This is a genomic window from Devosia sp., assembly GCF_035944845.1.
Taxonomy (GTDB): Bacteria; Pseudomonadota; Alphaproteobacteria; order Rhizobiales; family Devosiaceae; genus Devosia_A.
The window spans coordinates 31,327-55,233 of sequence record NZ_DASZAW010000072.1; the positions used below are offsets into that span (position 1 = coordinate 31,327).

General features: G+C 66.1%; 19 protein-coding genes. 7 read left to right on the forward strand and 12 right to left on the reverse strand.

Going from position 1 to position 23,907, the window contains the following annotated elements; translation table 11 throughout:
• Positions 1–135: 135 nt before the first annotated feature.
• The 12 genes from VGV07_RS14375 to VGV07_RS14430 form a co-directional block, all read right to left on the reverse strand.
• A complete protein-coding gene (locus tag VGV07_RS14375; protein WP_326869401.1) occupies positions 136–1,179 on the reverse strand; it encodes a lactonase family protein in 1,044 nt (347 codons plus the stop codon).
• Between the two features lie 29 nt (positions 1,180–1,208).
• Positions 1,209–2,372 carry an alanine racemase gene (locus VGV07_RS14380; RefSeq protein ID WP_326869402.1) on the reverse strand — a complete coding sequence of 388 codons (1,164 nt, stop codon included), beginning with the start codon at positions 2,370–2,372 and terminating at the stop codon, positions 1,209–1,211.
• Between the two features lie 2 nt (positions 2,373–2,374).
• Positions 2,375–3,973 (reverse strand): D-aminoacylase, encoded by a 1,599-nt coding sequence (locus tag VGV07_RS14385; RefSeq protein WP_326869403.1) that lies wholly within the window; start codon positions 3,971–3,973, stop codon positions 2,375–2,377.
• Positions 3,970–5,019: a Gfo/Idh/MocA family oxidoreductase gene (locus VGV07_RS14390; protein ID WP_326869404.1), complete on the reverse strand. Its 1,050-nt coding sequence runs from the start codon at positions 5,017–5,019 to the stop codon at positions 3,970–3,972. The genes VGV07_RS14385 and VGV07_RS14390 overlap by 4 nt, the downstream gene beginning before the upstream one ends.
• Positions 5,016–5,900, reverse strand: coding sequence for a carbohydrate ABC transporter permease (locus tag VGV07_RS14395; protein ID WP_326869405.1), 885 nt, complete (start codon positions 5,898–5,900; stop codon positions 5,016–5,018). The genes VGV07_RS14390 and VGV07_RS14395 overlap by 4 nt, the downstream gene beginning before the upstream one ends.
• Entirely contained in the window at positions 5,900–6,802 is a 903-nt protein-coding gene (locus tag VGV07_RS14400; RefSeq protein ID WP_326869406.1) for a sugar ABC transporter permease, read from the reverse strand. The genes VGV07_RS14395 and VGV07_RS14400 overlap by 1 nt, the downstream gene beginning before the upstream one ends.
• A gap of 233 nt (positions 6,803–7,035) precedes the next feature.
• Entirely contained in the window at positions 7,036–8,361 is a 1,326-nt protein-coding gene (locus VGV07_RS14405; RefSeq protein ID WP_326869407.1) for an ABC transporter substrate-binding protein, read from the reverse strand.
• Between the two features lie 277 nt (positions 8,362–8,638).
• On the reverse strand, positions 8,639–9,928 hold the full coding sequence (locus VGV07_RS14410) for an aspartate aminotransferase family protein (protein ID WP_326869408.1): 1,290 nt from the start codon (positions 9,926–9,928) through the stop codon (positions 8,639–8,641).
• 117 nt (positions 9,929–10,045) lie between these two features.
• Positions 10,046–10,933, reverse strand: a complete 888-nt coding sequence (locus VGV07_RS14415; protein WP_326869409.1) for an amidohydrolase family protein — start codon at positions 10,931–10,933, stop codon at positions 10,046–10,048.
• Positions 10,930–11,721 carry an IclR family transcriptional regulator gene (locus VGV07_RS14420; protein WP_326869410.1) on the reverse strand — a complete coding sequence of 264 codons (792 nt, stop codon included), beginning with the start codon at positions 11,719–11,721 and terminating at the stop codon, positions 10,930–10,932. Before VGV07_RS14420 ends, VGV07_RS14415 begins: the two co-directional genes overlap by 4 nt.
• A gap of 996 nt (positions 11,722–12,717) precedes the next feature.
• Complete coding sequence (locus tag VGV07_RS14425; protein WP_326869411.1) at positions 12,718–13,638, reverse strand: sugar phosphate isomerase/epimerase family protein; 921 nt, start codon at positions 13,636–13,638, stop codon at positions 12,718–12,720.
• A 214-nt stretch (positions 13,639–13,852) separates the two neighbouring features.
• Positions 13,853–15,037 carry a M24 family metallopeptidase gene (locus VGV07_RS14430; RefSeq protein ID WP_326869412.1) on the reverse strand — a complete coding sequence of 395 codons (1,185 nt, stop codon included), beginning with the start codon at positions 15,035–15,037 and terminating at the stop codon, positions 13,853–13,855.
• Between the two features lie 100 nt (positions 15,038–15,137).
• Between VGV07_RS14430 and VGV07_RS14435 the strand changes: the two genes are divergently transcribed.
• The 7 genes from VGV07_RS14435 to VGV07_RS14465 all read left to right on the forward strand — a co-directional run bounded on the left by VGV07_RS14435 (position 15,138) and on the right by VGV07_RS14465 (position 23,755).
• The gene (locus VGV07_RS14435; protein ID WP_326869414.1) at positions 15,138–16,334 is read left to right on the forward strand and encodes an ROK family transcriptional regulator; all 1,197 of its coding nucleotides are present in this window, start codon (positions 15,138–15,140) and stop codon (positions 16,332–16,334) included.
• 98 nt (positions 16,335–16,432) lie between these two features.
• Entirely contained in the window at positions 16,433–18,097 is a 1,665-nt protein-coding gene (locus VGV07_RS14440; RefSeq protein WP_326869415.1) for an ABC transporter substrate-binding protein, read from the forward strand.
• Between the two features lie 248 nt (positions 18,098–18,345).
• Positions 18,346–19,332 (forward strand): ABC transporter permease, encoded by a 987-nt coding sequence (locus tag VGV07_RS14445; protein ID WP_326869416.1) that lies wholly within the window; start codon positions 18,346–18,348, stop codon positions 19,330–19,332.
• Complete coding sequence (locus VGV07_RS14450; RefSeq protein ID WP_326869417.1) at positions 19,333–20,259, forward strand: ABC transporter permease; 927 nt, start codon at positions 19,333–19,335, stop codon at positions 20,257–20,259.
• Complete coding sequence (locus VGV07_RS14455; protein WP_326869418.1) at positions 20,252–21,886, forward strand: ABC transporter ATP-binding protein; 1,635 nt, start codon at positions 20,252–20,254, stop codon at positions 21,884–21,886. The genes VGV07_RS14450 and VGV07_RS14455 overlap by 8 nt, the downstream gene beginning before the upstream one ends.
• The gene (locus VGV07_RS14460; RefSeq protein ID WP_326869419.1) at positions 21,883–22,962 is read left to right on the forward strand and encodes a sugar phosphate isomerase/epimerase family protein; all 1,080 of its coding nucleotides are present in this window, start codon (positions 21,883–21,885) and stop codon (positions 22,960–22,962) included. Before VGV07_RS14455 ends, VGV07_RS14460 begins: the two co-directional genes overlap by 4 nt.
• A 7-nt stretch (positions 22,963–22,969) precedes the next feature.
• A complete protein-coding gene (locus VGV07_RS14465) occupies positions 22,970–23,755 on the forward strand; it encodes a PIG-L family deacetylase (RefSeq protein ID WP_326869420.1) in 786 nt (261 codons plus the stop codon).
• Positions 23,756–23,907 lie beyond the last annotated feature (152 nt).

The following is a 23,907-nucleotide window of genomic DNA, read 5'->3' on the forward strand; positions in this document are numbered from 1 at the left end:
GCGAAAGCTGGGACCCAACCATCAGCTGGCGCGGGCGGTGAAATGGGTTCCAGCTTTCGCTGGGATGACAGCCGGTGGGTAGGTCCAAGATCAAGCCCAACCGATGGGTCGGTCCGAAGAAACGGCAAAAAAGGCTCAGTCCCAAAGCAGCAGCCAGCCGGCTCCCGGACAATCGAACAGATGTGTCACCCCGGTGGGAACGCCATCGGCCAGCGGCAGCGCCTTGACGGTGGAAGAATCCCAACCGGCGACGAGCACGTGATCTTCAGTCACCAGCAAGTGCTGCGGCCACTGGGTCTCAGTGTCGAGTTCGCCGACCAGCACCGGGTTGGCGCCGGAGACGTCGAAGGTCGAGACGGTGTCGATGCTGCGATTGGCGAAGTAGACGTGGCGGCCGTCGAGCGAGCGCTGCAGGTCACCCGGATAGTTGCGGCTCCAGCGGGTCTTGCCCGGGCCGGTTTGCCGGGTACTGCGGATGCTGGCCCAGTTCGAGACGGGCTCACCGAGCCGACCGACCACCAGGTTCGAGCCGAGCTCGCCGCTCACCGCCAGGCGCCCGTCGGGCAGCACCGCGGCGTGGCGAGGGCCGGTGTTGGCGGGAACTGCCGTCGCCCGCGTCTGGGTCAGCGCATCCACACCTGGTTTCGACAAATCGAGGCTGAACTCGCGGACGAGGTCGGCGCCGAGATCGATGACGACGAGCGTATCGCCATTGAAGAAGGCCTGGTGCGGATGAGCATCGTCCTGGCGGTCGAGTTCCGGGCCGCCGCCACTCAGCTTCAGCTGCACGATCGGGCCGTCGAAACTGCCATCGGCCGCGAGGCGCTGCAGGCCGAGCGTGCTGGTGGTGTAGTTGGTGACGATGAGCAGCCGGCCGCTCGGGTCGACGGTGAGGTGGCAGGGCTCGGCGCCCTCGCTCGACTTCTCGCCGAGGGTGATCGCTCTGTCGCCCTCAATGCGCCAGGCATGGATGTCGCCCTCCATGCCGACGCGTGAGGTGCCGTAGACCACCGGCAGGCGGGGGTGACGGGCGAGGCTCGAGAGCTGGTTGACCCGGGCAAGGGTCTTGCCGCGCCACTTGCCATCCTCAAGCACCCAGCGGGTCAGCCCATGCAGTTCGAAGATGCCGCGCGATGCGACCAGCAACGACTGCCCCTCATTGAGCCTGAATTCCGACATCGTCCCTCCTCAAGGCGCTATCAGCCAGATCACTCGGATGCGCCGGGACCAAAGCCGTCCCAATGCGCTACCACCTTACCGTGTTCGACGACATTGGCACGACGGAGCATGGCGAATGCCATGCAGACATGGTTGGGCACGATCTCGAGCCGGGTGCCGACCGGCAGCGGCCGCGGCGCGCCCTCACCGTGCCAGCGCAGCCAGCCGTGCTCTTCGGACATCTTTTCGATCACCCAGCCGGGGGCGTTGACGATCAGGCCCATGCCGGGGAACGCGTCGCGATGCGCCGAGGCGGGGACGAGATCGGTACTGAGCGATTTCGAGCCGGCGTCGATGCAGGCGCGCTCGGGGTCGGGGTGGCTGACCACGGTGGCGATGACGCGGATGGCGGTGGTCTCGAGGCTGGCATTGCCGAGCGCAATCTGGCCGACATCGTTGAAGGCGTAGATGCCGGGGCGGATCTGCGTCACCCCAGGCACATGGGCGACTTCGCGCGCCGAGGCGGAGGCGCCGAGCGAAACGATCGGCAGCGGTACGCCGCGAGCGCGGATGGCATTGGCGACGCCGACCATGAACGCGCCGGCGGCCCTGGCGCGGCTCGCGAGATCGGGGTGGTCCTTGGCGCCGTAGGTGGTGCCCTCATGGGTGTAGATGCCGACCAGTTCGACGCCGGGGACGGCGTGGACCGCCGTTGCGACATCGGGTGCGCGGTCGGCGGCGACGCCTTCGCGGCCCAGCCCGGAATCGATCGCCAGCATCATGCGGGCGGTGGCGCCGGCTGCAGCGAACACGGCACCGATGCTGGCGGCAGCCGCCTCGCTGTCGGTGGCGAGGGTCAGGTCGACGCGGCGCGACAAGGCGAGGGCGCGCTCAGCCTTGTCCTCGCCGACGATCGGGTTGGCGACGAACAGCCGCTTCACTCCGGCCGCGGCGAAGGCTTCGGCCTCGCCGAGCTTGGCGACGCAGAGCCCGTCGGCGCCATGCGCCACCTGGCGCAGGCCGATCTCGGCCATGCGATGGGTCTTGGCGTGCGGGAACAGCTCGACTTTGGCCGAGCGGGCGATAGCGGCCATCTCGTCGAGATTGCCGTCGAGCACGCCGAGATCGACGACGAGGCCAGGGGTCGCGACCGGCAGTTCGGCCCAGCTCGGGCCAGCGGCGTCGGTTGCGATGGAGATGGCGGTTGCTGCCACGATCAGGCTCCCAGCGTCAGCGCACGGCCGGCGCGATGGCCGGTGACGCGGTTGTTTTCGACGGCAAACTGGCCGTTCACCAGCACATGGACGATGCCGGTCGCGGCCTGCCGCGGGTTCTCGTAGGTGGCATTGGCCTTGACGTTAGCCGCATCGAAGATGACGAGATCGGCCTTGGCGCCGGCAGCGATGCGGCCGCGATCGGTCAGCCGCAGCCGGTCGGCGGCCGAGCTGGTCATGTGGCGCACGCATTCCTCGAGCGTCAGCACCTTTTCCTCGCGCACATAGGTTTCGAGCATGCGCGGGAAGGTGCCCCAGGACCGCGGATGCGGCCGGTCGCCGACGAGGATGCCGTCGCTGCCCACCGTATGTTCGTCGCGTTGCATCAGGGTGCGGACGTGCTCCTCGATGCCGATAAAGAACACGCAAGGCGCGGCGCGGTCGGTGGCGATCAGGATGTCGAGGGCAAGTTCGGCCGGCGACGTGTTGAGCTTGCGCGCTGCGTCGGCGAGGTTGCCCTCCATCATCCATTCCATCTCGGGCGCGCCAGGCAGCCCGGCGAGGAAGACGCTGGACCAGTTGACGGTGAGGCCCTGGTGGCCATCGGAGCCGGTGACGTCGAGCGCCTCGATGATGCGCTTGCGCGTATCGGGGTCCTTGAGCCGCGCCATCTGTTCGTCGCCGGTGCCCGAGAGGGCCCAGCTCGGCAGTTGCGACAGGAGCGTCGTCATGCCGGCGAGGTAGGGGTAGGCGTCAAAGCTCAAGTCGATGCCCTCGGCGATGGCGTCGTCGAACAGCTTGAGAAGCGCCGGGAGCTTGCCCTTGTTGGCCTCGAAGCTCAGGTGGGTATGCGCCAGGTGCAGCGCCACGCCGGAGCGCCGCGCGATCTCGAAGCACTCGGCATAGCCGCCCAGCGCATCGGTGCCGTAATTGCGGTGATGCGGGCAGTAGAAGCCGCCATACTCGGCCACCACTTCGCACAGCGCCACCAGCTCGTCGGTATCGGAATACATCGCCGGCACATAGGTGAGGCCGGTGGAGAGGCCGACGCCGCCTTCTTCGAGCGCGGTGCGGAGCAGGGCCTTCATCCGTTCGAGTTCATCGGATGTCGCGAGCCGCGGCGCGTTGCCCATTACCAGCATGCGGAGGTTCCCGTGCGGCACCAGGTAGGCGCAGTTCACCGCCACATTGCCGTCGAGGCGTTTGAGGTATTCGCCGACGCTGCGCCAGTTCCAGTCGAAGCCCGGCGGGTCGTCGTTCCAGCCTTTGATCTGGCTGCGCATCTCGATGAGCGTCGCATCGTCGATCGGCGCGTAGCTCAGGCCATCCTGGCCGAGCACTTCGGTGGTGACGCCCTGGCTGAGCTTCGAGGTATGGTCGGGGCTCACCAGCACCTGCAGGTCGGAATGGGTGTGCATGTCGATGAAGCCGGGCGCGATGCAGAGGCCATCGATCTCGACCGTCCGGTCGGCCTTGGGACGCCGCGCGCCTTTGTAGATGCCGGCGATACGGTCCCCGATCACCAGCACATCGGCTGGAACCGGCGCGTTGCCGAGGCCGTCGACGACGAGGCCGCCGCTAAACAGGGTGGAGGTGCTCATAGATCTTCGACTTGCAATCTCTGGTTGGACTTGGCGCTCGAATAGATGGCGTCGGTGACGGCGACGACATGCGCTGCGAGGCGGGCCGTGAGGCCGGCGGGGGCGGCAGCGCCGAAGGCGCAGGCGATCAGGGCCTTGGTCGGCGCGCCGGGGTCATAGACGCCGGAGGCTTCGGGGGCGCCGAACTCGACCACTTCGCCGCCGGCGCGGACGAGGCGCAGGGTGTCGGCTATCGAGTCGGCCCAGAGCTGACCCTTGTCGCCGTAGAGCGCCATGTGCCATTGCGGCCGCGCCAGGTACGGGTGGGTGGACGCGGCGCTGATCGCCGCCGAGCCGCCGCCGGCGAACTCGGCATTGACCGTGGTGTGAAGGTCGATGTCGCTCGCGGGCGGAAAGGTGCTGGCGTGCAGCGCGATGATCGGTTCGCCCACCAGCCATTCGACCATGCCCAGCTCGTGCGACATCGTCACTGCGGCCGAGCCGCCGCCGGAAATCGCCTTGTCGGTGTAGGTGGCGGTGCTCGATTCGAGCTTGCCACCCCAGCCGCCATCGGTGCTGCCCGAGAGCAGCGCCCGGGTGTTGACCGCAAGGTGCATGGTCAGGTGTTCGACCTTGCCGATCTCGCCGGCCTCGATCAGGCTGCGGCTCAGCGCAAAGATCGGCGCTGCCGGCCAGCCAAAGCCGACCAACAGGGCCTTGCCCAGCCGCTCGGCGGTGTCGCGCATCCGGCGGGCAGCGACAGCGCTCAAGGCAAAGGGTTTTTCGACGAGGACATGGGCGCCGGCTGCGAGCGCCGCGATCACCTGCTCCTCATGGGCGACTGGCGGGCTCGAGACGACGACGATGTCTGGGCGGAGGGCCAGGGCCTCGCGCCAGTCGGCGAAATGCGGCGTCCCGAACTGGCTGCCGAGCCGCCCGGCCATCTCCGCATCGGGGCTCGAAATGGCGACGAGCTCGACGCGGGGATCGGCCTTCAGCGCCGGCAGGTGGCTCGATTGTGACCAGGCGCCGGCGCTGAGCACGGCAGCCTTGATGGTGGAACTCATTTGCCCACCCCGGCGGTAAGGGCGCCGACGACGTGACGCTGGAAGATCAACACCAGCACGGTCGGCGGCAGCATCGACATCACGGTCGCCGCAGCGAGGGCATTCCAGTTGAACTGCTGCACCGACTGGAAGCCGGCGAGCAGCGGCGGCACGGTGAGCTGGTTGGTGAGGACGAGTGCATAGAAGAACTCGCTCCAGGCTTCGAGAAAGATCAGCACGCCCGCCGCGACGAGGCCCGGCCGGGCGATCGGCACGATGATGATCCACAGCGTCTGCAATCGCGTCGCGCCGTCGATCTTGGCGGCTTCCTCGATCTCGCGCGGCAGCTGATCGAAGTAGTTCTTGAGGATCATGATGGCGAGCGGCAGGGTGAAGACGTTGTAGCTGATCACCAGCGCCCACGGCGTGTTGAGCACGCCGATCACCCGGAACGCCACGAAGAACGGGCCGATGATGGCGATGGCGGGGACGATCCGGGTGGCAATCACCGACAGTTCGAACGCCCGGGCGCCGCGGAACGGATAGCGCGACAGGCCATAGGCCGCAGCACCGGCGATGAAGAGGTTCAGCACCACCAGGATCGAGCTGACGAGGAGGCTCTGGCCGATTGCCGGCACGAGGCGCGTGCCCATATCGGTGCTGCCGATGCCCTTGCCGCCGGTATTGCCGAACAGCACGGCGATATAGTTGTCGAGGGTGACGCTCGCGGGCACCAGCGGGAAGGGTTTGATGCCGAGCTGCGACGGGGTGATGAGGCTCGACACCACCAGGTACCAGACCGGCAAGAGGATCCAGACGGCGAAAACCAAAACGCCGAGGTAGATGGCGATGGTGGCGGCGGGGCTGCGGCGACGGCCGCGCTCGAAGGCGGTGGAGGCCATCAGTGCAGCTCCCTGCGATAGAACAGCCGGACGATGGTGAGGCCGCCGATCAGCGCCACGACGCCGAGGATCACGGCGAGCGCCGAGCCCAGCCCGATATTGGTGTTGATGAACAGCTGCCGGTAGATGAGCACGCTCAAGACCTGCGTGGTGTCGCCCGGCCCGCCCTGCGTCATGGCGAAGACCACGTCGAACTGCAGGAAGGCATAGATCACGTTGAACACCGTGACGGTGATCAGCACCGGCCTGAGCCAGGGCAGCGTGATGTTGGTGAAGCGCTGCCACCAGTTGGCGCCATCGAGCTGCGCCGCTTCGTTCAGCTCCTCGGGCAGGGTCTGCAGCCCCGCCAGCAAGAGGATGCCGGCAAAGCTCGCCTGCCGCCATACCGCCGCGATCACGGTGATCGGCAGCGCGGTGTTCGGGTCGGAGAGGAAGGGATGGTAGTCGCTGCTGAGGCCGAGCATCATCAGCACGGCGTTGAGCCCGCCGACGCTGCCATCGGCAAACCACTTCCAGAGGATCCCGATCACCAGCCAGGGCGTCGCCCACGGAATGATCAGCAGGGCGCGGGCGAGGCCGCGGCCGATGAAGCGCTGGTTGAGCAGCATCGCCATGGCGAGCCCGATCACCGTCGAGAGGATGACGAAGCCGACGGCAAAGGTCAGCGTCACCTGGGCCGAGCGCCAGAACACCGGGCTGGAAAAGATGATGGTGAAATTCTCGAGGCCGACGAACGGCCCGAAGCTCGAGCCGCTCGCGGGCACATCGTGGAGGCTGTAGACGAGGGTGAGCAGGGTCGGCAGGGCCAGCAGCACGATCAGAATGATCATCGCCGGCGCTACGAGCTTCAGCCCGAAGGCGCGATCGGCTTTCGGTCCGAGTAGGTCAGCTGCTCCGGCCATGTGCTCGTGGGTCCTGTTGGTTGGTCTTCAGTTGAATTCGGGTCAGCCGCAGCTTCGGCTCTAGCGTCCCCTCTCCCCGCGGCGCTGCCGCGTCCGCTAGGGGGGAGAGGGCGGCGGATGAGGCCGAAGGCCTCACCGCGGGGTGAGGGGGCCTTGCCGCAAACGCTGAGCTTGGGAAAGGCCCCCTCACCCGGTCCTTCGGACCGACCTCTCCCCCTAAGGGAGAGGTAAGACTACAGCGTCCGGCCGCCCTGGGCGCCCTTGGCGGCGGCGGTCAGGTCCTCGACGGTTTTCGCCGGGGTGGCCTGGCCGAGCAGCAGGGCGTGGACGATGTCGCCGACCTTGGCCTGGAAATCGGGGTACCAGGGCAGGGTGCGGGCCGGCACCACGTTAGACTTGGTGGCGAAGGTGTCGGACAGCAGAGCCAGATCGTAGTAGTCGGGGAACGAGGCGATCACTTCGGGGTCGGTGAAGAACCCGGCATAGGGGGCGGCAAGGCCGGCGGCCTTGGCCCACTGGTTGAACACCTTGAACTTACCGTCGGTGTCCTTCCAGCCGTAGTATTTCATCAGCTCCCAGGCGGCGAGCCGCTCGTCGTCGCTGTCGGACTGGCCCATCTGGAGCACTTCGCCGATCTGCAGCGTCGACGGGCCGGCCGGAGCCGTCGTGACGTTGGCCGATTGCGGCCCTTCGAGCGAACGGATCGAGGTCAGGAAGTAGTGGTGCAGCACGTAGAAGGCGGCATTGCCCTGTGCCATCTCGTTGCTGAGCTTGCCCGGGTCGTCGGTCAGGAGCGATTTGGGCGCGAGGCCCTCCTGGTACATCGCCTGCCACCACTCGAATACCCCGACAGTCTTGGGGTCATCGGCGAAAACCGGCTGGCCGGCATCGTCGAAGGCAGTGATCTCAGCGTTGAGCAGGTAGGTGTGAAGGTATTCCTCGCAGAATTCCTTCACCCAGTACGCAACGTAGGGCGAGGCGACGGTCGACTGCAGCGATTTGGAGGCGTCGTAGATTTCCTTCAGCGTCGTCGGCACGGCGAGGCCGGCATCGGCGAGGAACTTCTCGTTGTAGTGCAGCATGTGCACGGCCGAGAAATACGGGGCGCTGATGATGTCGCCGGCGGCATTGACGTGCCGGCCGCGGGCGCTTTCGAACATATCGGCGATCATGTCGTCGACACCGGGCAGGCCGTTCAGCGTCTTGGCCCAGCCCTCGTTGACGAACTTCTGCGAGTTATAGGCGAAGTTGTAATAGAGGTCGATCTTGTCGCCACCGCGCAGGCGGGTCTGCAGCGCCGGGGTGTAGCCGAGGTTGGGGATGACCGCGACATTGACCGCCGGGTTGCCCGCTGCCGTCCATTCGCCGACCAGCGACTTGATGGTGTCGGGCTGGAAATCCCAGGCCAGCATATCGAGCGTGCCCGAGTAAGCGGCCTTGGCTGTGCCGGTCAGCAGACCCGGCAGGAGACTGGCGGCCAGCGCCGATGCGCCGCCGGCCTTGAGGAAGGAGCGGCGGTTCAGCGAACCGAAGCCCCGGGTGGCGTTAGTGATCGTCATAGCTTTCCCTCCTTGACGAACTGAATCGACGAGACGTCGCGGACGACATCGTTTTCCGCAGCCTGGCTGCAGGCCTTGCCTGCAACCAGAGCCGCAGGGTTTCCGGGTTCGGCCCAACGGACCCGGGCATTTCGACATTCTCAACCGAACCGATTGGCCTGGCTGGTCGGCAGGCGAGGCGCTTCCCTGTTTGCCTCGCTGCCTGTCGTCAGATCGCAACGTTATGACGGCTGCAATCATATATCAATACGACTTTTCGCATATGAAAAGTCAGGTCCTACCGCAGAGTTTTCATAACGATTTCAGCGGTTTCGAGCGTGCGGTCGATATCGGCATCGGTGTGTGCGGCGCTGATGTGGTTGCGCTTGATCGGCATGGGCAGCATGAAGATGCCGCGCTCGCACATGCCCTGCCGGAAGGCGAGGTCGCGCGCCGTGTCGTTGGCGAGCAGGTCCTCGTAGCGCTCGACCTTGCCGCTCATGAAATAGGGCGTGAACACCGAGCCGAAGCCGGCCGACACCATCTCGACGCCGAGGCGGCCGGCGATCTCCGCGAGGCCCGCGCGCATCCGGTCGCCGAGCCGGAAGGTGCGCTCATAGATGCTGCCGTCTTCGAGCGCGGCGATGGTGGCGAGCGCCGCAGCCGAGCCGACCGGATGGCCGTTATAGGTGCCGCCGACGAACACCTTGCCGCCCGGCGCGGTGGAGAATTGCAGCATCAGCTCGCGTTTCCCCGCAATGATGGCGCAGGGGTAGCCGTTGGCAATGGCCTTGGCGAAGGTGCTGATATCGGGCTTCACCCCGAGCACCGACTGGTAGCCGCCGAGCCCGTGGCGGAAGCCGGTGATCACTTCGTCGAACACCAGCACGATGCCGTGCTGGTCGCAGAGCCGGCGCAGGCCCTCGACGAAATCCTGCCGCGGCAGCACGCAGCCGATATTGTGCGGGATCGCTTCCATGAAGATCGCGGCGATCTGGCCGGGGTGGTCGAGGATCGCCTGTTCGGTGGCGGCGAGGTCGTTGAACGGCACGATGATGGTGTTGTCGATGGCGTCGGCGAGCTGGCCGGCGCTGCCCGGATCTTTCTTGCCGATCTTGTCGGCGGGGCTGGCGATGTTCATCAAGAGGTAGTCGTGCCAGCCGTGGAAGGTGCCCTGGAACTTGATCAGCTTTTCGCGGCCGGTCACGCCGCGCGCCAGGCGCACCGCCATGTAGGTGGCTTCCGAGCCCGAGGAGAAGGCGAGGGCCAGCTCGGCGGACGGCACGTGCTGCACAACCTTTTCGGCGAGCATGATCTCCTGTTCGGTGATGCCGACCCCGACCATGTCGGGTCCGGTCAGCGCCTTGGCGACGGCAGCATTCACCGTGGGGTCGTTATGGCCGAGGACGATCGGGCCGAACGCGGCGTGGTAGTCGAGATAGGTGTTGCCATCGACGTCGCGGATATGGGCGCCCTCGGCCCATTCCCAGGCATAGGGCTGGCTCAGCCGGCGGGTCGCGGAGTTGACGCCGCCGGGAATGACCCTGGTGGCGCGTTCGGTGATGCTCTTGGACTTCTCGATATGCATAGGGAACGAAACTCTTAGGAGGGCTTTCAGGAAAAGTTTCAGACTTTTCCGGTTAGAAAGCGCGACAGAACAAAGACTTAGGAGAATTCCGCCGTTTCAATGAAACGGTGGAATTCGCTAGGACAGGCCGAGCAGCGTCAGGCTGTCGCGGTGGATGATCTGTTCGATCTTGTCGGCGGGGACGCGCGGCAGCGCCGTCCCTTCGACGATGGCGTTGACGGTGCGAAGCGCATGCAGCGTCTCGGCCGGCGTGGTGATCGGGTAGTCCGAGGCGAACAGGAGCTTGTCGAGCACGTTCCACTCGGTGGCTTTGATCATGCCCTCGTAAAAGGTGTACGGCCGGTAGAGCAGGCCCGAGACGTCGGCATAGACATTGGGGTGCTTGCGGATCACCACCGCGGTATCGACGGTCCAGGGGTGGCCCATATGGGCCATGATGATCTTGAGGTTGGGGTAGCGCATGGCGATCTCGTCGACCACCAGCGGGTGGGCGTACTTGATCGGGGCCGTGCGCACCGGCGAGGTGCCGATGTGGAACAGGATCGGCAGCCCGTGCCGTTCGGCCTCGCGATAAATGGCGAGGGCGCGGCTCTCCAGCGGTTCGAACACCTGGTAGTTGGCGCCCATCTTGATGCCCTTGAGGCCGAGGTCGGTGCGCGAGCGTTCGATCTCCCCGAGTGCCTTGGGGTCATGCGGATGTACCGACATGAAGCCGATCAGCCGATCGGGATGGGCCATCACGAAAGCCGAGGTCGCGTCGTTCACCCCGATCGCCACGTCGCCCGGCTCGTTGAAGCCGTTGACGCCACCGGTGATCTCGCCCGGCGACCAGGCGACGCCGAAGACGATCGACTTGTCGGCTGGCTTTTGCGCCTCGAGGAAATCGTTCCAGCTATAGACGGAATCGACAGAACGATCGGGCCGCCAGGTGTGATGCAGGCGACGGTTTTCCGGCGGCACGGCGTGGCGGAACTGCGGGGTGTGCGAGTGGACGTCGATGATCATGGGGCAGGTACTTTCTCGATAGCGCCGATGTCGCGCGAGATGGATTGGGCACAGGCCTCGACGGCACGGGCGAGCTCGCCGAGGCCGTCCTGTGTGACGCGGGTGGTGGGGCCGGAAATACTGACCGCGGCGATGACGGTGCCGGAATGGTCGCGGATCGGGGCGGCGACGCAACGCAGCCCCTGCTCGATCTCTTCGTCGTCGATAGCGTAGCCGCGCTGGCGGATCTCGACGATCTGCTCGGCGAGGCGCGCGGGGTCGGTGATGGTGTGCGGAGTGTGCGGCTCGAAGCGCATTCGCGCCAGCAGTTGCTGGCGCACCGGCTCGTCCTGGAAAGCCAGCAGCGCCTTGCCGACGCCGCTGCAGTGCAGCGGGTCGAGAAAGCCGACAAAGCTCGCCATGCGCATCGATCGCGAGGCATCGAGCTTGTCGATGCAGAGCGCATTGTCCTCGCTGAGGATGGAGAGGTGCACGGTTTCGCCGGTCGCGGCGACGAGGCTCTCGAGATGCGGCCGGGCCGAACGGCGCAAGTCGAGATCGCCCATTGCTCGCGCCCCGATCACCAACGCCAGCATGCCGAGCCGATAGGTCTGGGCCTGCTCGTCGCGATCGAGCAGCCGCCGCGCCGTCAGCGTCGCGAGAATGCGGAACACCGTGCTCTTGGGCAAACCAGTGTCGGCAACCACACCATCGACGGTCAGCAAACCGTTCTTCGCCGCTACCGCAGCGAGAATGTCGACGGCCCGATCGACGGAGCGAATGGCGTAGCGATCGTCTGAAGAATTCACTAGATGAACTCACAGTTTGGATAGTGAACTGAGTACAGCTGGAATCCGGGACGACGTCAAGCGGGCGCTTGGGAGGGCGCAAAACGAGAGGTGCCTTGTCCGAGGACTGGGTCGTGGTTTTCCGACAAAGGAGTGGGGTCGATGGAACCTTGCGGGGGGCGGCCGGCAAGCGGCCTGGCGCGCTACCAGCTCAAGCGCAGCGGTGTCTTGCGCGTGCTACCAACACGGAGTGACATTGAGTCGATGATTGGCGGCCGACCAATTGTCCAAAATTGCGAGGAAATCGCCTTGGATAGAACCGAACTCAAGAGGTTGTTGCGACATGTCGCCAAGTTTCGAGAGAGAATCGTTTCGGTTTTTGGTGTGGCTGCTCCAGAGAGCGCCTCCTTTTTGATCGGCGCACTGGCTCAAACCGAGGATCCCATGTTCCGGTCCACGCTCTACGGGGGGCCGTCACAGAGTGTCTGCTGAAGGGTTGCCTGAGTGCGGCGGAGCGCATAGCTGTCGCAGCCCATGAGGAGTTTCAGGATATTCTCTCTCTCATGTCGCTTTCTGGGACACTGTGCGATGTCGGAAAACCCTTGGAGGGGCTCGCCTGTGCCACGGCAGCACTTGCCCAAGCAGTGAGTGAGAGAGTCTATGTGAACTTTGCCGCTGGCAACTTGATGCGCCAAGCTATCAGGACAGGGTCAGTGGACGCGGTGAACGAAGCCCTCGATGCTCTCATCGATTCAACCCAGGTTCCACGGACATCGGATTGTGCCTTGGAAACGGATTGGATCGATGCAGCGAATGCGCTTGGGGCGGACAGAGAGCTCACAGATTGGGTCCACGCAGTGGCGAGCCGAAGAAGGTAACGACCGACTAGCTCGATGTCTCCGAGCGCTCTGCCCGCGGAAGGCGGAGCGGACGACTTCGCCCTGGCGTTCATCGGTCGCAACCAATCGATGGCTATTGCGCGGAGCCCCCGTCTCGCTCGAGGTCTCAATCAGCATCTCACGACCTCGCCATCTCTAGCGCCGCCGGCAGTCGCAGGGTGATGTCGTCCTGGTCGATTGGGAGCTGGCTGCCTCGGCGGACCGCCGACCGGACCAGTGCCGCATATTCGCCGAGCTCGATGTAGGGCTGGCCGGCGAGCCAGGGCTGGTCGAAGGCGGGGATGGCGAACTGGCCGCGGTGGAGTTCGATCAACCGCTTCGCCGTTGGGAGCAGGGCGAGGAGGCTTGGCCAATTGACGGCGCCCTGGCCGACGGGAGCCAGGTGCCGGCGGAGGTCGGTGTCGCCTTCGAACCTCAGGGTGGCGTCGTCGATATGCACCTGGGTGACGTGCGGGGCGAGGCGGCGGGCGGCGGCGAGGGGCTCTTCGAGGCGGACCAGCATATTGGCGGGGTCGTAGGAAACGCCGAGGGTGTCGGGTCCGACGCGCTCGATCAGTTCGAGGCATTCGTGCGAGGTGATCTCCTCGTGGGTCTTCACCAAGGCGCGCATGCCGAGATCGGCGAGCACGGGTTTGAGCTCGATGAGCAGCGTGGCGACGGCACCGAGCTGGGCGCGCCAGTCGCCGGCGCGATCCTCGAGGGTGCCGATGGTGAAGAACATCTCGCGCATGCCGAGCGACACGCCGGTTTCCAGCAGCCGCCGGACGCCCAGCGCGAGGTTGCCGTCACCGAGCTGCAGTTCGCGGGTGTGGCGATCGAGCCGCAACGGGTTGAGCCAGTCGAGGCTCGCGGCGATGGCGATGCCGAGATTGTCGGCTTCGGCCTTCAGCTCACGCAGCACGGCAGGGTCGAGCGTCGGGCTCAGTTCGAACAGGCTGTAGAACGTGATTTCGTCGGCGCCCAGAGCGGCGGCTTTGCTGATGGCGTCGAGCGGGTCGTTGCCGGCGTCGGGGATGCTGCCGCGCATGAGGGAGAACATCGGAGGCTCCTGGAGTGCGTTGAGGATGGGTCTGGTATGTCGGCTCAGCGCCCACGGACGTCATTCCCGCGCAGGCGGGAACCTAGTGGGATGCCCGCTGCCCTCGCTGAAGCTGCGAGATCCCACTGGGTCCCCGCCTGCGCGGGGATGACACCGGTGGATGGGGCGGGTTTGAGCGCGATCATTGGATTGGTGCAGCCCCATCGCAAAACTCCTAGTCGATCTGGAGGATGCCGCGTGGGAACCGGGTCAGCCATTCGGCGCCGGTCTCGGTCACCAGGGCGACGTCGCCGGCGCAGACATGGCCGAGGCCGGGCAGGGTGAAATTGGGGTGGATCTCGAACACCATGCCCGGTCGTAGCAACGGGCCGTCGGCGTCGCGGCTCCGGTCGCGGCGTGGCGATAGCGCCTCGGCGAGGCCGGGTTCGCTGTAGTCGAGGCCGAGGCCGTGGCAGGACTGGAAGCGGAACGGATCGTTGTCGCGGGTATGGGGGCAAAGCCCGTCGATCCCCGTTTCAAGCAGATCGACCAGCTCATGCACCGGCCGGCCGGGAACGAGCGCAGCAAGCGCTGCATCCTGCATGTCGATGAGACGCGCTGTCGCGTCGGCCAGCTCGGACGCGGGCTTGCCGCGGCTGCCGATGCGGAGCCCCTGCGCGAAATAGCCTTCGAACGACACCATGGTGCCGAGCTGCACGCGATCGCCTGGCGCGATGCTGGGCGGCAGCTCGAACATCTCGAAATACGTCACCGGCGGTTCGGGACCGGTAGAGAGCCAGAGGCGCGAAACATCGGCGCCCAGCGCGCGGCCGGCGTACTCGACTTCGGCCATCAGGCGGGCCGGGGTGGCCTGAGGCTCGGCGGCATAGGCGAAGGCGCGGGCCAGCATGGCGTCGGAAATCTCCGCAGCGCGGCGATGCAGCGCGGTTTCGGCCGGGTCGCGATCGAGGCGCATGGCCTGCAGGATCGGATCGATCCGCACCATGCGCGGGAAGGACGAGGCGAAAGTGGCGGCGAGCTTTGCGGTCATTTCGTCGGCACCGGCGACGCCGATGCGCCAGCGGTTGGCGTGGGCGATGGCCGAGGCGCGGGCAACGAGGCCGGCCGGTCCGGCGATCTCGACTGCATAGAGGCTGCCGACGCGGGTGTCGAACAGCCGCGCCTCGTTCTTGCCGGGAGCGACGATCACCGCATCAGTCGCGGTGATCACCAGCATGGAGGGCGCCCACATCGGGGTGAAGTTGGTGAACCAGCCGATATTGCCGCTTGTCTGGGTAGCGGCGGCAAGGCCGCGCGGCGCCGAGAAGGCGACGATGGCATCGAGGCCGTGGCGCACGAGCAGTTCGCGACCGGCGCTTAGCCGTTGTTGAAGCAGGGCAATCGGGAGAGCGGCGGTCATCTGACATCCACAAGAGCGGTGAGGCGGCTCGGTGCCGCTTGACAACAGGTTCTGGATGGTTCGATATCAAACTGTAAGGAAAGTTACCAGACGGTCTCAGATGGACATGCAGATCCTTGCCGGCAGCCCCCGGCTGCTCCGCAACCTCAACGAGAAAGCAGTGCTGCAGCGCCTGCTCGCCGAGGGCTCGCTGACGCGCATGGAGCTCGAAGCCTTTACCGGGCTGTCGAAGCCGGCCATGTCCGATCTGCTGCGCCGGCTGGAATCCGCAAACCTCATCCGTCGCGACGGAGAAAAGGCCGGCACCTATGGCCCCAAGGCCGGCCTATGGAGCCTCGAGCCGCGCTCGGGGTTCGTCGCAGGCATCGATGTCGGCTCCCACGGCATCGATGCCGCCATTTCCGATATCACCGGCAACACCATTGCCAGCTTCCGCCACGCTGCCGAGCCGGGCGATCGCTATGACGCGCATGAGCGGCTGACGTCGGTGCTGGCGAGCGTCACCCGGGAAGCCGGGATCACCGTGCGCGACATCGACCAGCTGGCCGTGGGCCTTCCGGGCATCGTCGATATCCGGGCGGGGAACCTCCGCAAGGGCCAGCAGCTCCCTAACTGGGAGGGCTACCACATCCCCGAGGCGCTCGAGAGCGTGCTCGGACATCGCCATGTGCTGATCGAGAACGACGTGAACCTTGTCGCCATCGAGGAGATGGCGTGCGGCGCTGCCAATGGCGTGCAGTCGTTCATCCTGTTCTGGGTCGGCGACGGCGTCGGCGCCGGCGTGGTGATCGGCGGACGGCTGATGCATGGCTCGACCGGCACCGCTGGCGAACTCGGCGGAGCCATGGTGCCCGACCGGATGGCAAAGCCCGGCGAGCCGGTGAGGATGGCGCTGGTCGAAGCGCTGCTTGACGTGCCGGCGATCGACGCGCTGGTCACGGCGCATGAGTTGCGCGGGCCGGACAGCGCCGAGGCGATCCGGCAGGCGGCGCTCAGCGACAAACATCCGAAATTCTTCGCCGAGCTGGGGTACCGGGTCGCCGCGGCGCTGACCGGCGCGATCGGCATTCTCGACCCCGAGATGGTGGTGTTGGGCGGGGCCATCGGCCGCGCCGGAGGACGGGCGCTGGCCGACAGCGTCGCCGATATCCTCAAGACCCTGCCGATCGCCATTCCACAGATTGTCCCGACCGCGGTGAGCAGCAACGCCGTGCGGGCGGGGGCCGTAGAACTCGCGCTCGAGCATGCTCGAGAACGTGTGTTCACGGGAGGCAGCGCGGCACGCGGCCTCCCGTGAGGAGATTGGACCACTTGATGAGAAGCACCCATTCCCCGGAGACGATTATGCATACCAATTCAGTGCCTAAGAAGCCCTCCCCGAGCTTGATCGGACGTTTGCGCACAAGCCTTCGCGCCCTGGCGCTTGGGGCGCTGGCCAGCGTATCTGCCTTCGCCGTCACCGCTCCGGCGCTCGCCGAAGTCCCGCTCGACCAGCTGGTTCGTATCGTGGCCGAGGGCGGCAACAGCTTTACCCGCACCTTCAACCCGTTCTCGCCGACGGCGCGCTGGGTCAGCACGCGGACCATGTACGAGCCGCTGATGATTCAGAACTATGCTACCGGCAAGCTCGATCCGTGGCTGGCGACGGCCTATGAATGGTCGGCCGATGCGCTGAGCCTGACGGTGACGCTGCGCGATGACGTGAAGTGGTCGGATGGCCAGCCGTTCAGCGCCGACGACGTCAAGTTCACCTTCGAGCTGATGAAGGCCAATCCCGGCCTGATCGGGCCGGCATCCGGCGCCTTCGGCCAGTATCTGAGCGCAGTCGAGGCGGTGGATGCGAAGACGGTAAAGTTCACCTTCTCTTCGACCTATACGCCCGGTCTCTATTCACTGGTCGACCAGTTCATCGTGCCGCAGCACATCTGGAAGGATGTCGCCGACCCGGTGACCTTCGAGAACCCCGATCCGGTCGGCACGGGCCCCTTCACCACCATCGATGCCTTCGGCACCGATCGCTACCAGGTGACCAAGAACCCGAACTACTGGCAGCCGCTCAACATCGAGGGCGTGTTCGTCCAGGGCTTCAACGGCAACGACCAGGTCAGCGCCGCGACGCTCTCGGGCAATCTCGATTGGGGTGGGCTGGTGCCCGACCCGGACGTGACGTTCGTGCCGCTCGATCCCGAGCATTTCGGCTACTGGTGGCCGCGCACTTCGGTGGTGCTGCTGCTCGCCAATACCACTGACGGGGCGCTGGGCGACACGGTGGTGCGCAAGGCCATGAGCATGGCGCTCGACCGCCAGCGCATGATCAATACCGGTGTGTGGGGCAAATCGGTTGCCGCCAATGCCACCGGCCTGCCGGAAGCGCCGTTCAAGGATTGGCTCGACCCCAAGGTGATCGAAGCGGGCGCCGCGTGGGTCAGCATGGACCCCGACGCCGCCAACAAGATGCTGGACGACGCCGGTTATGCCAAGGGCGCCGACGGGGTGCGCGTCGGCAAGGACGGCAAGCCGCTGAAGTACGACATCATCGTCCCCTCGGGCTGGAACGACTGGGTGTCGGCCTGCCAGATCGTCGCCGAGAATCTCAAAGACATCGGCATCGACGTGACGCTGCGCACCACCACGGCGGACAGCTGGACCAACTCGACCTTCACCGGCCAGTTCCAGCTTTCGCTCGGCACGGCGCAGCGGACGGCGACGCCGTTCGAGTTCTATCGCAACAACATGGCGACCACTTCGGTGAAGCCGGTTGGCGAGGCCTCGCCGAACAACCAGCAGCGCTATGGCGACCCCAAGGTCGATGAGCTCCTGGCCAAGTTCGCCGCTTCGACCGATGCGGCCGAGCAGAAGGCGATCATCGCCGAACTCGAAGGCATGTTCTCGGCCGCGGCGCCCGCCATCCCGCTCTACGAGCAGCCGGACTGGGGTCTCTACAATACCCGTCGCTTCACCGGCTTCCCCAATGAGCAGGACCCCTACGCGCCGCTCAGCCTGCAGATGACCAATGGTCCGCTGCTGGTCTGGCCGCACCTGGCCCGCCGCGCCGAGTAGATGCGTTGCACGTCTCGACTACCTGAACCGGAGCTCCCGCCTTTGGCGGGTGGGAGCCCCAGCCACCGGCCTCAGTGATCCTCCACCGCGCAGCGGGGGAGGGGGACCAGCGAAGCTGGTGGAGGGGGCGACCCCAAACACCGGCGTTTCCCGCCGCCCCCTCCACCGCCTTCGGCGGTCCCCCTCCCCCGTTTCACGGTGGAGGACCAAGGAGGATCCCGTGCCTTCGTTGTCCCCGGAGCCTGCCGATGTATTACATTGCGAAGCGATTGGCGTTCTATGTGCTGGCAGCTTTTGTCGCCATCACCGTCAACTTCTTCCTGCCGCGGCTGACCCCGGGCGATCCGGCGTCGACCATCGTCGCCACCTACTCGACCTCGCTCAACGCCGAGTCGCTGGCTGCGCTGAAGGCGGCCTACGGGCTCACCGACGAGCCGCTGCTGCAGCAATATGTGAGCTATCTCGGCAATGTGCTGCGCGGCGATTTTGGCCGCTCGCTCTCCAATTTTCCTGCACCGGTAATGGCGGTGATCGGCGCCGGGTTCGGCTGGTCGATCCTCCTCGGTCTCACCTCGGTGCTGCTCAGTTTCGTGATCGGTTCGGTGCTCGGCGCCATCGCGGCGTGGCGCCGCGGCGGCTGGTTCGACCGGCTGACGCCGCCGGTGCTGCTGTTCCTCGGCTCGTTCCCGTATTTCTTCCTGGCGCTGCTGCTGTTCTACATCTTCTGCTTCAAGCTCGGCTGGTTCCCGATGGGCAATGCCTATTCGAGCGTCAACCCGCCGGCGCTGAACCTCGCTGGCATTGGCGACATCCTCATGCACCTGATCGCGCCGGCCTTCACCATCGTTCTGGTGTCGCTCGGGCCGTGGACGCTCAACATGCGCAACGCCATGATCGGCGTGTTGAGTGAGGATTACCTGACCCTCGCCGAGGCCAAGGGGCTGAAGCCGCGCCGGGTGCTGCTGTCGCATGCGGTGCGCACGGCGCTGCTGCCCAACATCACGGCGCTCGGCGCGGCGGTGGGGGCGGTGTTCTCGGGGCAGCTCCTGACCGAGATCGTCTTCACCTATCCCGGCCTCGGCTATGCGCTGATGCGCGCCGTCAGCGCCGTCGACTATCCGCTGATGCAGGCGCTGTTCCTCATCATCACCCTGTCGGTGCTGGCGGCGAACTTCCTCGTCGACACGCTCTACGTGCTGCTCGATCCGCGCGTGCGGACGGGCGGGGAGGCTTAGATGTCGCTCAGCGAAACTTTTGGCGCCAGGGCGCGCCGGCAACTCCTCGGCTCGATCCCGGTGACGGTCGGGCTCGTGATCCTCGGTGCTCTGGTCGCGGCCAGCGCTTTGGCGCAGCTGATCGCGCCCTACAACCCGAAGCGCGCCACCGGCGGCATCAACGAGCCGCCCTCGCTGGCCCACCTGTTCGGCACCACCGGGCAGGGGCAGGATGTGCTCAGCCAGTTCCTCTATGGCGGGCAGAACACGCTGTGGGTGGCGTTTTCGATCGCGGTGCTGACGACGCTGCTGGCATTGATCGTGGCGCTCACTGCCGCCTATTTCCGCGGCTGGGTCGACGACGTGCTGACGCTGGTCACCAATGTCTTCCTCGTCATCCCCGGCCTGCCGCTGGTGGTGGTGCTGGCGGCGTTCCTGCCGCCCGGTCCGCTCACCATGATCATGGTGCTGACCATTACCGGCTGGGCCTTCGGGGCGCGCCTGTTCCGGTCGCAGGCGTTGAGCCTCAGGGAGCGCGAGTTCATCGCGGCTGCCGAAGACGTGGGCGAAAGCCGCTGGCGCATCGTCGCCATCGAGCTGCTGCCCAACATGGGCTCGGTGGTCGCCGCCTATTTCGTCAACCAGGTGATCTTCGCTATCACCGCGCAGGCCTCGCTCGAGTTCCTTGGGCTCGGCGATGGCGGACAGATCACCTGGGGTTCGATGCTGTTCTGGGCGCAGAACAGCTCCGCCCTGATCCGCGGCGCCTGGTGGACCTTCGTCGTCCCCGGCATGGCCATCGCCCTCACTGCCTTCTCGCTGGCGCTGATCAACAACGCCGTCGACGAGATCGGCAATCCGCGGCTGCGCGCCGACCGGCTGTTGCGCAAGGCCGGGGTCAGGAAACCGAGCGCTACGCTCATGACCCCGGTGAAGCGCGATGCTTGATACTCCTGCCCTCGACGTCGTCGACCTCTCGGTCGGCTATGCCGGCGAGAACGGCATCATCCCGGCGGTCGACCGGGTGTCGTTCAGCATCGCTGCCGGCGAGTTCATGGGGCTCGCCGGGGAATCGGGTTGCGGCAAGTCGACGATCGCGCAGTCGATCCTCAGGTTGCTGCGCGCCCCGGGGATCATCACTGGCGGCGAGATCCGCGTGGCCGGCAACGACATGTTGTCGAGCAACGACGATGCAGTACGGGCATTGCGCTGGCGCACTGCGTCGATCGTCCTCCAGAATTCGTTGACCTCGCTCAATCCGGTGAAGCGGATCGAGTGGCAGTTGCAGGAAGCGCTGAACCGCGGCGGTGCCGGGGTGAAGCGAACGCCGTCCGAACTGTTGCAGATGGTCGATATCGACCCCAGGCGGCTGCGGGCCTTCCCGCATGAGCTCTCGGGCGGGCAGCGGCAACGCGTAGTGATCGCCATGGCGCTGGCGCTCGAACCCAGGCTGATCATCCTCGACGAGCCGACCACGGCGCTCGACGTGATCGTGCAGCAGGAAATCTTCGTTACGGTGAAAGCGCTGCAGCGGCAGATGGGCTTTGCCGTGCTGCTGATCACCCACGACCTGCCGCTGCTGTTCGACGTGGCCGACCGCATCGCGGTGATGAAGGACGGCAGGATCGTCGAGACGGCCGCCGTGGCGGAGTTCCGGCTACACCAGGAGCACCCGTATTCGAAGGCACTGCTGAGCGCGACGCCGAAGGTGGATTTCTCGGTGCCGCAGGTCGTGCGGCCGAAGACGGTGGCGCATCCGGTGCTGGAGACGGCGCACCTCACCAAGGCCTATGGCACCAACCCGCTGACGGGGCGCTCGGCTCTGGTGGCGGTCAACGATGTGTCGTTCCGGCTGGCGCCGGGCGAGATCGTGGCGCTGGTCGGCGCCTCGGGCAGCGGCAAATCGACATTCGGGCGCATCGTCACCGGCCTGACCCGGCCGAGTTCGGGCGATGTGCTGGTCGATGGTCGCACCCCGGTGCCGGTGTCGCGCCGCCGTCCGCACCAGCCGCGCGCCGCGCAGATGGTGTTCCAGGATGTCTATGGTTCGCTCAACCCGCTGCACACCATCGGCCACCACCTGCGCCGTGCGGTGATCTCGGCGCCCGGCGGCGACAAGGCCGATGTTGAGGGCAGGGTGGCGGCCCTCCTTACCGAGGTCGGGCTGCTGCCGACCGCCAGCTATCTCGACCGCCGTCCGCATGAGCTCTCCGGCGGGCAGCGCCAGCGCGTCGGCCTTGCGCGGGCGCTCGCCGCTTCGCCCAAGCTCCTCGTGGCCGACGAGCCGGTCTCGATGCTCGACGTGTCGATCCGGCGTGACATCCTCAGCCTGATCGCGCGGCTCCGCGACGAGCAGGGGGTCGCCGTCCTCTACATCACCCATGACGTGGTCAGCGCCGGCTACATCGCCGATCGCATCGCGGTGATGCATCGGGGCCAGATCGTCGAGGAAGGGCCGGCCAAGGCGGTACTCGCCAACCCGCAACACGCTTACACGCGCCAGCTCATTGCCGCCGTTCCCGGCGGCATCGGGCTCGAAAGCAACTCCACCGCCCAACCGGTTCCCGCATCATGACAATAAGCCACATCCCCGAAATCCGCGTCGGTATCGACGGACGGAAGTTTCCCCGCGCCGCCGAGCTCGGTCCGCTCAAACTCCTCGAGCGCTGCGCCGAACTCGGCCATGCCGGGGTGTTCTTCCGCACCGTGCTCGACGTTTCACCGACACTCGACCCGGGTTTCCTGGCCGCAGTGAAGCAGCGGGCGGACGAGCTCGGGCTCTACCTCGAAATGGGGCTCGGCAAGATCAACCCGTACAATACACCCGAGGCGCCGGAAGTCCGCGATGTCGGCAAGGGCGACTACCTGCTCGGCATGACCAGGATGATCGAGGCGACGACGGCCATCGGCTGCACGGCGTTGTGGGGCGATACCGCCAACTACCAGCGACACGAGTGGGGGCTGCACGCCATCGACCGCTACCGCACCGATGTCGAGTGGGCCGACCAGCTCGAGGCGACGCGGAAGTTCCTCCTGAAGCTGAAGCCGGTGCTGAGAGATCGCGGCGCCACCATTGCAGTCGAGACGCATGAGGAGATCACCACGGCGGAGATCGTGCGGCTGATCGAACAGGTCGGCGCCGATACGCTGGGCGTGACGCTCGACCTCGCCAATGTGGTGGTACGCGGCGAAGACCCGGTGGCGGCAACGCGGCGCGTCGCGCCCTATGTCAAAAAGACCCACATGCGCGACATCGTGCTGTTCGCCCGCCCGCTCGGGCTGGAGCGGCAGACACGCGCCTGCGGCGACGGGGTGATCGACTGGCAGGCCGTGCTCGGCGCGCTGTTCGCCGCCGGCAGCTTTCCCAACTTCACCATCGAGAATGTCTGGGGCTCGGACAAGAACCAGATCCCGCTGTTCGATCCGGACTGGCAGGCCCGCCAGCCGGATGCCGAAATGGGCGAGATCCTCGAACTGATCCGCCTGTCGCGGCTGTTCGAGGACGGCGTCGCCAACGGGACGATGATCGCCCCCGACGACTATTTCTCCCCCAATCCCGACCTCGACGAACTCGAAGGGTTCGTCACGCGCAGTGGCGCGACCCTCAAGGCGGCAGCCGATGCGCTGCGCATGACCGTTTCAAAGGAGTAAGCCGCAAATGAATTATCCGCTCAAAGTGCTCGTCGTCGAAGCCCATCCCGACGAGGCGGAAATGTACTCCGGCGGCACGATGCGGCTGCTTGCCGACAAAGGGGCGGCCGTGAAGTTCATGTCGCTGACCAATGGCGATGCCGGCCACTATCAGATGGATCGGGTACCGCTGCAGCGCCGCCGCGCCCGCGAGGCCTATACCGCCGCCCGCCACCTCGGCGTGCTCGACTACGAGATCCTCGATATCCACGATGGCGAGCTGGTGCCGGACCTCTCGCTGCGCACCGCGGTGATCTCGGCGATCCGCCGCTGGCAGGCCGACATCGTCATCACCTTCCATGACGATTGCCCCGGCCATCTCGACAACCGTGCCGCCGGTCGCGCGGTGCGCGAGGCTTCCGGCTTCTGCACCAATGGCAATATCGTGCCCGACGTGCCGCCACTGGCCGATGCGCCGATCTGCCTGAAGATGACCGACTACGGCGCCCTCGACGTGCACAGGCACGACGTGGTGGTGGATGTCGGCGCGTCGATCGATGCCAAGCTCAAAGCGTGCGCCGCGCATGCGACGCAGTTCTACGAGTTCGCGCCGTTCGAGCGCGGCTTTCTGAACGAAGCGCCGGTGATTGGCGACTGGGCGGCGGAGCGGGCGTTCATCCTGAAGTACTGGCCGGAGTTCATGTACACGCAGCCGGGAATGGCGGGCGCGGGAGAGTTCGCCGAGAGTTTCCAGCTGGCGGACTATGGGCGGAAGGTGACGGCGAAAGAGGTGTCGGCGCTGCTCGGGGTCTAGGGCGGGGTACACACCGGCGTTGGAGTGGTTGCCTTCTCCCCTTGTGGGAGAAGGTGCCCGAAGGGCGGATGAGGGGTATCTCTCCGCGTCCTATGTCGCCCGTCGCTACGCTCCGGTCGCGCTACACTGCGTTTCGCGAACCCCTCATCCGG